The sequence below is a fragment of the Mesorhizobium sp. LCM 4576 genome, assembly GCF_001854815.1.
Lineage (GTDB): Bacteria > Pseudomonadota > Alphaproteobacteria > Rhizobiales > Rhizobiaceae > Mesorhizobium > Mesorhizobium plurifarium.
Map to the genome: position 1 here is coordinate 469,341 of NZ_MDDT01000089.1, position 12,078 is coordinate 481,418.

The window sequence follows — 12,078 nt, forward strand, 5'->3', positions numbered from 1 at the left end:
TGATTGGCGAAAGCCGCGGTGACGTCCGATCTCCCCCCTTGCGGGGGAGATGTCCGGCAGGACAGAGGGGGGTGCTGTCCCGCCAGCGTCTCAAAGCTTCTCCACCGCTGCAGCACCGGGAAATCTCAGCCGGCAAAAACCTTCTCACCGCCGATCCAGACGTTCCTGACATCCAGCCCCTCCGACAGCCCAACAATGTCGGCGGCCGTGCCGTTGGCGAAGCGGCCGAGCCGGTGCGCCTGGCCGATCGCCTCGGCCGGATAAAGCGAGGCCATGCGGAGCGCCTCGTCGAGCTCCAKGCCGACGACGCGGTGGACGTAGCGAATGGCGGAAATCATGTCGAGATCGGCGCCGGCCAGCGTGCCGTCGGCGAGCCTGAGACTCCCGTCCTTGCGGTAGATGGTGCGGCCGTTCAGCGTGAAGGACGTCATGTCCGTGCCGATTGTCGCCATGGCGTCGGTGACGAGCACGATCTTGCCTGGCCCCTGCTTGCCGCGCAGCGCGAGGGTCATCGTCGCCGGATGGACATGGATGCCGTCGGCGATGATCCCGGCATACAGACCGCCGGCGTCGATCGCCGCGCCCGCCAGGCCCGGCTCGCGGTTGCCGATCTGGCTCATGGCGTTGAAGAGATGCGTGACCACCGTGGCGCCGGCCCCGGCGAAGGCGCTYGCCGTCGCGTAATCGGTGTCGCTGTGGCCGAGGCTGACGACGACGCCGGCTTTGGCCAGCGCGGTGACGCGACCCGGCTGCACGGATTCCGGCGCGATCGTGGTGAGCAGCACGGGAAGCTCCCGACGCGCGGCGATCAGCGCCGCCTGGTCGGCGTCGGTCATCGGGCGGATCAGCGCCGGGTCATGCGCGCCCTTGCGGGCTATGGAGAGATGCGGACCTTCCAGATGCAGGCCGAGGAAGCCCGGCACCTTTTCCCGCGCAGCCTCGGCGCCGGCGGCAACGGCCGCGGCAGTGATCGCCGGCGTGTCGGTGATCAGCGTCACCAGCAGCGCCGTGGTGCCGAAGGGCGCATGCGCCCGGCAGATGGTCTCGATCGAGGCGACATYGGGATGGTCGTTGAGCATGACACCGCCGCCGCCATTGACCTGGATGTCGACGAAACCCGGCACAAGCAGCCCGCCGCCGGTCTCGACCGCCGGAACGCCGGACGGAATGGCGCCTGCGGGCAGGATCGCCTCGATCACGTCGCCCTTGACGACRAGGGCGGCATCGTCGTGCCAGTCGGCGCCGTCGAAGATGCGGGCGCCGGTKAGTGCGAAACGGTCGCTCATACGGTTTCCGTCACCTTGCGCAGGTTGCGCGGCGTATCGGGGTCAAGGCCGCGATGGCGCGCGAAGGCCTCGACGAAGCCGTAGAAGGACACGATCAGCGGCAGCGGATCGGTCAGCGGATGGCCGGTTGCGACATGCGGAAGAAGCCTCGCGGCCTTAGCCTTGTCGGAGGTGATGAAGGCGGCGGCGCCCTTGGCCGTCAGACCATCAGCCGCCTCGGCGACCGAGGGTTCCGACGCATCACGCGCGGCGAGCGCCAGCACCGGGAAACCCGGTCCGACCAGCGCCAGCGGGCCATGCATGACCTCGGCGGCACTGTAGGCCTCGGCATGCATGGCACAGGTTTCCTTGAACTTCAGCGCCGCCTCGCTGGCGATGGCGAAGGACGGGCCGCGGCCGAGGATGAACAGCGATTGCGGGTTCTCCAAAGCGCCGGCGAGCGCCATCCAGTCGCAGGCGATCGCCTTCTCGAAATGGCCGGGAAGGCCGGCGAGCGCCTTGAGCAGTGCCTGGTCGTCGGTGGCATGCGCCATCAGCGCAAGGCCGGCRACGGCCGAATTGACGAAGGTCTTTGTGGCCGCGACGGAGCGTTCCGGCCCGGCGAGGATATCGATGGCGTAATCGGAAGCCCGCGCGAGTGGCGAGTCGGCCGTGTTGGTGATGGCCACGGTGAGCGCGCCGCCGGCCCTTGCCGTTTCGGCCATGGCGACGATGTCGGGGCTCTTRCCCGACTGCGAGACCGCCAGGCAGGCGGAGCCGCGGAGTCTCAGCTTCGCGCCGTAGATGGACGCGATCGACGGCCCGACGGAAGCGACCGCCAGACCCGCTGTCAGCTCGACGGCGTATTTCATGAAGGTCGCGGCATGGTCGGACGATCCGCGCGCCACGGTGACGACGAATTGCGGGTCGCGCTCGCGCAGGCCGCGCCCTGCCTCGGCCAAGGCCGAGGCCGAGCCGTCGAGAAGGCGGGCGGCGGCTTCCGGGATCTCGTCGATCTCGCGCCGCATATGGGTGGTGGTGTTGGCGCTCATGGCCGGATCTCCTCTCCCGGCCCGGTCAGCCGGAGTTCCGCGACGAAATCATAGGCGTCGCCCCTGTAGACCGAGCGGGTGAACTCGATCACCTTGCCGCTCGCCAGATAGGAAATGCGTTCGATCTGCAGTCCGGCAACCCCCGGCGGCACTTCCAGCAGGCGCGCATCGGCATCGCCGAGGTTGGTGGCCGAGATGCGCTGCACGGCGCGCACCGGGCGATTGCCGGTCGTGCCCAGCGCCGCATAGAGCGAGGAGCCGATCGCTTCGGGATCGGGCAGGACGCTGGCCGACAGCGCCGCGCGCTCGATCGCCAGCGGCGTGTCGTTGGCGATACGCAGGCGCGCGACGCGCGCCACCAGTTCGGTCGAGGAAAGGCCAAGCACCATCATTTCGTCCGGCGACGGCGCATAGAGGCCGCGGTCGAGYCAGACGGAGCGCACGTTCATGCCGCGGCGCGCCATGTCCTCGGTGAAGGAGGTGAGCCGCGACAGGGACTGCTCGACGCGCTCCATGCGCGGCGCAACGAAGGTGCCCGAGCCGTGACGCTGGACGAGGATGCCGCCCTTGACCAGGTCCTGCACCGCCTTGCGCACGGTGACGCGCGAGATATCGGCCTTGCTGGCGATGTCGCGCTCGGAGGGCAGCGCGTCGCCGGGGCCGATCAGGCCGCGATTGACCGCTTCCTCGATGCTGCGCCTGAGCTGCAGGTAAAGCGGCGCGCCGCTCTGCGACGACTCTCTCAGCATGGCGAAGATCTGGTYGGCGGCGCTCATCGCGACGCCTCCGGCAGCATGGCGAAGATCTGGTCGGCGGCGCTCATCGCGACGCCTCCGGCAGCATGGCGAAGATCTGGTCGGCGACGCTCATCGCGACGCCTCCGAACCGCTGGCGAAGAGGCGCACGGCCATCTGCACGGCGCCGCCCAGCGCGTCGTCGAGTGGAGGTTTCAGCAGCGCCTGATAACGCGCCGACAGGCGCGGCGCGTAAAGCGGCGCCAGGCCGCCGAGCAGGCAAAGCGGAGCGTCGTCGGCAAGATCGAGCGCGCCGAGCGAGGCCTCGACATCGGCCACAGCCTTGTCCAGGATGAAGTTGGCGACAAGATCGCCCTTTTCGGCATGCTCGAAGACTTTTGGCGCGAAGCCGCCGAAATCGCCCGGCTTGGCGTTGGTGGTGAATTCGACCACGTCTTCGGGATTGTTGCGGAAGACGGCGAGCATGGCGTCGGTCAAGGGCGAGCCCGGACGGATGCCGTCATAGGCGAGCAGCGTCTGTTCCAGCAGGTCGCGGCCGATGCGGGCGCCGCTGCCCTGGTCGCCGACCTGGAAACCCCAGCCGCCGATGGCGCGCGATTTTCCACCCTTACGCGCCATATAGGCGGTGCCGGTGCCGAGAATGGCCATGGCGCCGTCACCGGAGCCGACCGCGCCCTCGAGCGCGATCTCGGCGTCGGTTTCGACGCGACTCCGGCTGAAGGGCAGGATCGCCTCGAGTTGCTGCCGGTAGGTGCCGACATTGGCGCCGGCGAGGCCGAGGATGGCAGGCGTCTGCGGGATCAGCTCCGGATCATGGCCGGCGGCAAGGAAAGCCTGCCTGGCCGCCTCGACGATGTTGGCGCGGGCGCCCGTGAGGTCGGTGCGGATGTTGGCGGCGCCGCTCTTGGCGCGGCCGACGACCGAGCCGTCGACGGTCGCAAGGGCCGCCCTGCAGCTGGTGCCGCCGCCATCGATGCCAAGCACGAATTTCACGCGATTTTCTCCTCGGCCCGGATAATACCAATAAAATACCAATAGCCAAGGGTTAATTTCAGCTCAAAAAAGATTAAGCCGTATTTTATTGAAAACCAACGGTAATTTGCCGGCAAGCTAGGTCCGTAGCCCAAAATTCGTTAATGCGTGTGGACAAGTGGTATTTTTTTGGTATTGTTCGTTCAGTTGGAGGAAAATGCATGGCCGAGACGCGCACGGAAGCGCTCCACCAGAATGCCGAGGGRCTGGATGTCCAGTCCCCGGACGCCATTTTGGCGTTCCTGGCCAATGCCCAGATCGAGGCCTCGAAGGCCGTGCACGGGGCCATCCCGGCGATCGCCGCCGCCGCCGAACTCATCGCGAAGCAGTTGAAAAGCGGCGGCAGGCTCGCCTATGCGGCGGCCGGCAGTTCCGGCCTGATGGCCATGGCCGACGCGCTGGAATTGCCCGGCACGTTCGGCATCGCCCGTGACCGCATCGCCATCCTGATCGCCGGCGGCGACGACGCCTTCCGCACGCTGGCCGGCGGACCGGAGGACGACACCGAGGAGGCGTCGGCAGCCGTCGCCGCGGCTGCCATCGGCAAGGGCGACTGCCTGATCGCCATCTCCGCCAGCGGCTCGACGCCTTACGCGGTCCAGGCGCTGCAGGACGCGCGCAGCCGCGGCGCGGCCACCATCGCCATCGCCAACAACCGGGGCGCCGCGCTGTTCAAGCAGGCCGACGTCGCCATCCTGCTCGAAACCCCGCCGGAATTGATCGCCGGCTCGACACGCATGGGCGCGGGCACCGCGCAGAAGATCGCGCTCAACATGCTGTCGACGCTGACCGCGATCCATCTCGGCCATGTCCATGACGGCTACATGGTCAATCTCACCGCCGACAACATCAAGCTGCGCGACCGCGCCGTGCGCATGGTCGCCGCCATCAGCGGCAAGAGCCGCGAGGACGCCGCCCGCCTGCTCGAGGAAAGCGGCGGTGTCGTCAAGACAGCCATTCTGCTCGCCGCGGGCGCCGCCAACGCCGACGCGGCCGAGAAGATACTGGAAGGAGCCGGCCAGAAGCTTCGGCCGGCGCTTTCCGCGCTGGGGCATGATCCCGAAAAGTGAAACCCGCTTTTCGGAAAAGATCATGCCCTGACAAGGAAGTAGGGCTTGTTTCATCCCGATTTCCATCGGGGTGAAACGGGCTTGCGAGGGGAGCAAGGGGCGCTGAGCCTCTGTTCTCATCAGAACCGAACCTGAAAAAGGTCAACAGGGAGACTGAAGATGAAGACCAAACTACTGACGGCCCTTCTGCTCGGCACAAGCATTCTCGGCACGGRCATTCTCGGCACGACCGGGATGGCTCTGGCCGAGGACGTGACGCTCAACATCGAAAGCTGGCGCGGCGACGACTTGACCATCTGGAAGGACAAGCTGATCCCGGCCTTCGAGGCCAAGAACCCCGGCATCAAGGTGGTGTTCGCGCCTTCGGCCCCGACGGAGTATGACGCAGCGCTTGGCGCCAAGCTCGCCGCCGGCTCTGCGGGCGACCTGATCACCTGCCGCCCGTTCGACAAGTCGCTCGAGMTGTTCAAGAAGGGCAATCTCGCCGACCTGACCTCGCTGCCGGGCATGGAGAACTTCTCGCCCGTCGCCAAGTCCGCCTGGCAGACCGATGACGGCAAGTCGAGCTTCTGCGTGCCGATGGCCTCGGTCATCCACGGCTTCATCTACAACAAGGACGCGTTCGACAAGCTCGGCCTCAAGGTGCCGACGACCCGCGACGAGTTCTTCGCCGTGCTCGACAAGATCAAGGCCGACGGCACCTACATTCCGATGGCGATGGGCACCAAGGACCTCTGGGAAGCCGCGACCATGGGCTACCAGAATATCGGCCCGAACTACTGGAAGGGCGAGGAAGGCCGCGCCGCCCTGATCAAGGGCGAGCAGAAGCTGACCGACAAGGACTGGGTCGCGCCCTATGAGGAACTGGCCAAGTGGAAGCCCTATCTCGGCGACGGCTTCGAGGCGCAGACCTATCCGGAYAGCCAGAACCTGTTCACGCTCGGCCGCGCCRCCATCTACCCGGCCGGCTCGTGGGAAATCGGCCTGTTCAACACCCAGGCCCAGTTCAAGATGGGCGCCTTCCCGCCGCCGGTCGAGAAAGCCGGCGACACCTGCTACATCTCCGACCATACCGACATCGGCATGGGCCTGAACGCGGCGTCGAARCATTCGGAAGAGGCCAAGAAGTTCCTCTCCTGGGTCGCCTCGCCGGATTTCGCCGCCATCTACGCCAACGCGCTGCCGGGCTTCTTCAGCCTGAACTCCTCGCCGGTGAAGATGGAAGACCCGCTGGCGCAGGAATTCGTCTCCTGGCGCGGCAAGTGCAAGTCGACGATCCGCTCGACCTACCAGATCCTGTCGCGCGGCACGCCGAACCTCGAGAACGAGACCTGGGTTGAATCGGCCAACGTGATCAACGGCACYGACACGCCGGAGGCCGCGGCCAAGAAGCTGCAGGACGGCCTCGACAGCTGGTACAAGCCGGCGAAGTAAGCAGATCGATCGCGATGCCGGCCGGGCCCAGGCCCGGCCGGCGTTCGAACAAGCTCCAGATAGCGATTGTCGGCGCAGCCTYCCGGTCTTACCCTCGATCCCACGGGGAAGACGGAGCCGATCTGTCGCTGGTCTTGTCTTTCCCCGAGGGGACAGCCAGGCCGTGCATCGAGGCATCAGCTAGCATCACCTGAACTGGAACCCAGAGACCGCGGGGAACCGAACTCATGGACACCGAAACCATGGCTGCAGAAACGCGAGCGAAAAGACCGATCCGCTGGCATGTCGGCGTCTTCCTGGCACCGGCGGTGCTGGTCTACACCGCATTCATGATCCTGCCGCTGTTCGGCACGCTACAGCTTTCCCTGTTCCGCAACATCGAGCAATCCCAGGTCTTTGTCGGGTTTGRCAATTTCCGCACGCTGTTCGGCGATCCGAACTGGTCGGTGAATTTCTGGAATGCGCTGAGGAACAATGTCTGGTTCTTCATCATCCATATGCTGGTGCAGAACCCGATCGGCATCCTGCTCGCGGCGCTGCTTTCCAGCCCCAGGCTGCGTTTCACCGCCTTCTATCGCACGGCGATCTTCGTGCCGACGATCCTGTCCTTTGTCATCGTCGGCTTCGCCTGGAAGCTGATCCTGTCGCCGATCTGGGGCGTGGCGCCGCATCTGATGGATTTCGTCGGGCTGAAGAGCTTCTTCACGCCGTGGCTCGGCAAGGAGCAGTATGCGCTCACCGCGCTCAGCCTGGTCTCGGTGTGGCAATTCGTCGGCATCCCGATGATGCTGATCTACGCGGCGCTGCTGTCGATCCCGGACGAGGTGATCGAGGCAGCMGAATGCGACGGCGTCACCGGCATGGCGCAGTTCTGGAAGATCAAGCTGCCGCTGATCCTGCCTTCCATCGGCATCATCTCGATCCTGACCTTCGTCGGCAATTTCAACGCCTTCGACCTGATCTACACCGCGCAAGGGGCGCTCGCCGGGCCGAACTATTCGACCGACATCCTCGGCACCTTCCTCTACCGCGCCTTCTTCGGCTTCCAGCTGCAGGTCGGCGATCCCAATATGGGCGCCGCGATCGCCACGATCATGTTCCTGATCATCCTCGCCGGCGTCTGCGTCTACCTGTTCCTCGTGCAGACGCGCCTGCGTCGCTACCAGTTCTGAGGCGCGCCATGAGCACAGCTACCCGTTCGCTTCCCCGCACCATCGGCGCGCATGCGATCCTTATCACCTACWCGGTGATCGCGCTGTTCCCGGTGATCCTGGTGGTGATGAACTCGTTCAAGTCGCGCGCGGGCATTTTTGGCGCGCCGCTGACGCCGCCGACGCCGAAGACCTTCGACCTGATCGGCTACACGACGGTGTTCGRCCAGGGCGATTTCTTCCACTATTTCCAGAACAGCCTCGTCGTCACCGTGCTGTCGCTGTTCTTCGTGCTTTTGTTCGGGGCGATGGCGGCGTTCGCGCTGTCGGAATACCGCTTCCGCGGCAACACGCTGATGGGGCTCTACCTGGCGCTTGGCATCATGATCCCGATCCGCCTCGGCACCGTCGCCATCCTGCAATTGATGGTGGCGACAGGGCTGGTCAACACACTGGCGGCGCTGATCCTGGTCTACACCGCGCAGGGCTTGCCGCTGGCCATCTTCATCCTGTCGGAATTCATGAAGCAGGTGTCCGACGACCTGAAGAATGCCGGCCGCATCGACGGGCTTTCCGAATACACGATCTTCTTCCGGCTGGTGCTGCCACTGGTGCGGCCGGCCATGGCGACGGTCGCGGTCTTCACCATGATTCCGATCTGGAACGACCTGTGGTTCCCGCTGATCCTGGCCCCTTCGGAAGAGACCAAGACCGTGACGCTCGGCGCCCAGCTCTTCCTCGGCCAGTTCGTCACCAACTGGAACGCGATCCTGGCAGCGCTGTCGCTGGCGATCCTGCCGGTGCTTATCCTCTATGTCATCTTCTCGCGGCAGCTGATCCGCGGCATCACGTCGGGAGCGGTGAAGTGAGCGGGGGGTTGCTAATCGCATTCGGTCGGCGCTTCACCCCGCCCGGCGCTTCGCGCCGACCTCCCCATCGAGGGGAGGTAGGAGGTCGCCGCTTTATTCTCGACCGCCTGGGTCCTCGGTTCAGGGCCGCTTCTTTGGCGGTGGGGATTTTCGCGCCAACGCCTTACCTCCCCTTGATGGGGAGGTCGGCGCGTAGCGCCGGGTGGGGTGACACCGTTTCGAGAGAAAGTGGAGCAGTCCGTGAGCGATAAACCCCTTCGCGTCGTCGTCGCCGGGCTCGGCAATATGGGCCGCAGCCATGCGCTGGCCTATCACACCAATCCCGGCTTCGAGATCGCCGCGCTGGTCAACCGGTCCGACGTGACGCTGCCGGAAGGGCTTTCCGGCTACGGCATCCGGCGCTCCTTCGAGGACGCGCTGCGCGACGAGAAGCCGGACGTGGCGGCGATCGCCACCTATTCCGACAGCCAWGCCGACTACGCGGTGCGAGCCTTCGAGGCGGGCTGCCATGTCTTCGTCGAGAAGCCGCTGGCGACGACGGTTGCCGACGCGCAACGCGTGGTCGACGCCGCCAAGGCCAACGGCAGGAAGCTGGTGATCGGCTATATATTACGCCACCATCCGTCCTGGATCCGCCTCATCGCCGAGGCGCGCAAGCTCGGCGGCCCGTATGTCTTTCGCATGAATCTCAACCAGCAGTCCTCCGGCCATACCTGGGGGACGCACAAGCAGCTGATGCAGACGACCTCGCCGATCGTCGATTGCGGCGTGCATTATCTCGACGTGATGCTGCAAATCACCGACGCAAGACCCGTCGAGGTGCGCGGCATGGGCGTGCGCCTCACCGACGAGATCGCACCCTCGATGTACAATTACGRCCACCTGCAGGTGCTGTTCGAGGACGGCTCGGTCGGCTGGTACGAGGCCGGCTGGGGGCCGATGATCTCGGAGACGGCCTTCTTCGTGAAGGACGTGATGTCGCCCAGGGGCTGCGTCTCGATCGTGATGAAGGAGGGCGTCAAGTCCGACGACATCGACACCCACACCAAGACCTCGACCATCCGGCTGCACAGCGCGGCAACCGGGCCGGACGGCAAGTTCACAAAAGAAGACCAGCTGCTGTCGATGGAGGGCGAGCCGGGCCACCAGGAGCTCTGCGACCTGGAGCAGGCTTTCCTGCTCAAGGCTATCCGCGACGGTATCGACCTCACCCGCCACATGGACGATGCCGTGAAATCGCTCGCCGTCTGCCTTGCCGCCGACGAGAGCGTGCGCAGCGGCAACGCCGTCAAACTCTAGAACAGGAACGAAGCCGTGGGCTCGCTGAAGATCGAGAATGTGAAGAAGGCTTTCGGGCCGGTCGAGGTGCTGAAGGGCATCGACCTCGAAGTGACGGATGGCGAATTCGTCGTCTTCGTCGGCCCCTCCGGCTGCGGGAAATCGACGCTGCTGCGCGTCATCGCCGGCCTGGAGGATTCGACCTCCGGCCGCGTGCTGATCGACGGCGCGGATGTTTCCGTCACGCCGCCGGCGAAGCGCGGCATCGCCATGGTGTTCCAGACCTACGCGCTCTACCCGCACCTGACGGTGAAGAACAACATGGCGCTGGGCCTGAAGCAGGCCGGCACGCCGGCGGCCGAGATCGAGCGGCGCATCAAGATCGCTTCCGCCATGCTGTCGCTCGAGCCCTATCTGGAACGCCGGCCGGCGGAGCTGTCGGGCGGCCAGCGCCAGCGCGTCGCCATCGGCCGCGCCGTGGTGCGCGAGCCAAAACTGTTTCTCTTCGACGAGCCGCTGTCGAACCTCGACGCCGCGCTGCGCGTCAACACCCGCCTGGAGATCGCGCAATTGCACCGGCGGCTGAAGGCGACGATGATCTACGTCACGCACGACCAGGTCGAGGCGATGACGCTGGCCGACAAGATCGTGGTGCTAAATGCCGGCCGCATCGAGCAGATCGGCAGCCCGATGGAGCTCTACAATGCGCCGGCAAACGAATTCGTCGCCGGCTTCATCGGCTCGCCGAAGATGAATTTCATCGACGGCGCCAGGCTCGGCGAAACCGCCAAGACCATCGGCGTGAGGCCGGAACACCTCACCGTCGACGCGAAGTCCGGCGCCTGGAAAGGCACGGTGGTGCATGCCGAGCATCTCGGCRCCGACACCAATCTCTATCTCGACTGCGAGAAGGCGGGGCTGATCACCGTGCGCATCTTCGGCGTCTACAATGCCGAGCCGAGTGCGACGCTCTACGCGACRCCGGATGCGGCGAAGACGTACCGGTTCGGCGCGGATGGAAGAGTGTTGAAATAGAACGCCTTTTTCYTTCTCCCCTTGTGGGAGAAGGTGGATCGGCGCGTCAGCGCCGAGACGGATGAGGGGTGTTCCAGCGGAGTACTGCCTCGAAGATTGATGGATTCCAGGCGCTTAATCCTGCTGCACCGAGATCCTTCCAGCACCCCTCATCCGGCCGCTTCGCGGCCACCTTCCCCCACAAGGGGGGAAGGGGAGGTCTGTGCTTACTCGTCCGCCTTGAACGTCTGCTTCTGCTGACCCAGCCCTTCGATGCCGAGCTCCACCACGTCGCCGGCCTTCAGGAACACCGGCGGCTTCATGCCGAGCCCGACGCCGGGCGGGGTGYCGGTGGAGATGATGTCGCCGGGATGCAGCGACATGAACTGGCTGAGATAGGAGACCAGATACTTCACGCCATAGACCATGGTCTTGGTCGAGCCGTTCTGCATGGTCTTGCCGTTGACGGTCAGCCACATCTTTAGGTTCTGCGGGTCGGCGACCTCGTCCTTGGTGACCAGCCACGGGCCGGTCGGGCCGAACGTGTCGCAGGACTTGCCCTTGGTCCACTGGCCCTGACGCTCGGCCTGGAAGGCGCGCTCCGACACGTCATGCGCGACGGCGTAGCCTGCGACATAATCCAGCGCGTCGTCCTGCGAGACATACTTCGCCGTCTTGCCGATGATGACGGCGAGCTCGACTTCCCAGTCGGTCTTTTCCGAACCGCGCGGGATCAGCACGTCGTCATCGGGCCCGACGATCGCCGAGCTTGCCTTCATGAAAATGATCGGCTCCGGCGGCACGGTGGCGCCGGTCTCGGCGGCGTGATCGGAATAGTTCAGGCCGATGCAGATGAACTTACCGGTGCCGGCGACGCAGGCGCCCAGACGCGGCTTGCCGGAGACCACCGGCAGCGACCTCGGATCGAGCTTCGAAAGCATCTCCAGCGAGGCCGGATGAAGCGCCGTGCCGGCGATGTCGGCGACATGAGCGGAAAGATCGCGAATGTTCCCATCCGCATCAAGCAGGCCGGGCTTCTCGCTGCCAGCTTCGCCATAGCGCAACAACTTCATCTCAACTTTCTCCACCTTACGGCCAGGGGCCGGTTTTGCAAATTCCCATCAAAGCCCGCGGACCCTAGTCGCCGACCACACCGGC

General features: G+C 65.4%; 11 protein-coding genes. 6 read left to right on the forward strand and 5 right to left on the reverse strand.

Features of this window, described 5'->3' with window-relative positions; translation table 11 throughout:
• Window positions 1-125 precede the first annotated feature (125 nt).
• The 4 genes from nagA to LCM4576_RS33880 all read right to left on the reverse strand — a co-directional run bounded on the left by nagA (window position 126) and on the right by LCM4576_RS33880 (window position 4,065).
• Window positions 126-1,286, reverse strand: coding sequence for an N-acetylglucosamine-6-phosphate deacetylase (nagA, locus tag LCM4576_RS33865; RefSeq protein WP_071036597.1), 1,161 nt, complete (start codon window positions 1,284-1,286; stop codon window positions 126-128).
• The gene (locus LCM4576_RS33870; protein ID WP_040979932.1) at window positions 1,283-2,317 is read right to left on the reverse strand and encodes an SIS domain-containing protein; all 1,035 of its coding nucleotides are present in this window, start codon (window positions 2,315-2,317) and stop codon (window positions 1,283-1,285) included. The genes nagA and LCM4576_RS33870 overlap by 4 nt, the downstream gene beginning before the upstream one ends.
• A complete protein-coding gene (locus LCM4576_RS33875; protein ID WP_071036598.1) occupies window positions 2,314-3,093 on the reverse strand; it encodes a GntR family transcriptional regulator in 780 nt (259 codons plus the stop codon). Before LCM4576_RS33875 ends, LCM4576_RS33870 begins: the two co-directional genes overlap by 4 nt.
• Window positions 3,094-3,183: 90 nt before the next feature.
• Complete coding sequence (locus tag LCM4576_RS33880; RefSeq protein ID WP_040979935.1) at window positions 3,184-4,065, reverse strand: N-acetylglucosamine kinase; 882 nt, start codon at window positions 4,063-4,065, stop codon at window positions 3,184-3,186.
• 200 nt (window positions 4,066-4,265) lie between these two features.
• Here LCM4576_RS33880 and LCM4576_RS33885 point away from each other — a divergent pair, with 200 nt between their 5' ends.
• From LCM4576_RS33885 to LCM4576_RS33910, 6 genes are all read left to right on the forward strand, one after another.
• Complete coding sequence (locus LCM4576_RS33885) at window positions 4,266-5,174, forward strand: N-acetylmuramic acid 6-phosphate etherase (RefSeq protein WP_071036599.1); 909 nt, start codon at window positions 4,266-4,268, stop codon at window positions 5,172-5,174.
• A 159-nt stretch (window positions 5,175-5,333) separates the two neighbouring features.
• Window positions 5,334-6,608 carry an ABC transporter substrate-binding protein gene (locus LCM4576_RS33890; RefSeq protein WP_071036600.1) on the forward strand — a complete coding sequence of 425 codons (1,275 nt, stop codon included), beginning with the start codon at window positions 5,334-5,336 and terminating at the stop codon, window positions 6,606-6,608.
• Window positions 6,609-6,850: 242 nt separating this feature from the next.
• Window positions 6,851-7,780, forward strand: coding sequence for a carbohydrate ABC transporter permease (locus LCM4576_RS33895; RefSeq protein ID WP_071036819.1), 930 nt, complete (start codon window positions 6,851-6,853; stop codon window positions 7,778-7,780).
• 8 nt (window positions 7,781-7,788) lie between these two features.
• Window positions 7,789-8,628 carry a carbohydrate ABC transporter permease gene (locus LCM4576_RS33900; protein ID WP_071036601.1) on the forward strand — a complete coding sequence of 280 codons (840 nt, stop codon included), beginning with the start codon at window positions 7,789-7,791 and terminating at the stop codon, window positions 8,626-8,628.
• A 240-nt stretch (window positions 8,629-8,868) separates the two neighbouring features.
• Window positions 8,869-9,927 carry a Gfo/Idh/MocA family protein gene (locus LCM4576_RS33905; protein ID WP_083361613.1) on the forward strand — a complete coding sequence of 353 codons (1,059 nt, stop codon included), beginning with the start codon at window positions 8,869-8,871 and terminating at the stop codon, window positions 9,925-9,927.
• A 15-nt stretch (window positions 9,928-9,942) separates the two neighbouring features.
• Complete coding sequence (locus LCM4576_RS33910; protein ID WP_071036603.1) at window positions 9,943-10,941, forward strand: ABC transporter ATP-binding protein; 999 nt, start codon at window positions 9,943-9,945, stop codon at window positions 10,939-10,941.
• 206 nt (window positions 10,942-11,147) lie between these two features.
• Here the strand turns inward: LCM4576_RS33910 and LCM4576_RS33915 are convergent, their stop codons facing one another.
• Window positions 11,148-11,993: a fumarylacetoacetate hydrolase family protein gene (locus tag LCM4576_RS33915; protein WP_071036820.1), complete on the reverse strand. Its 846-nt coding sequence runs from the start codon at window positions 11,991-11,993 to the stop codon at window positions 11,148-11,150.
• Between the last annotated feature and the right edge of the window lie 85 nt (window positions 11,994-12,078).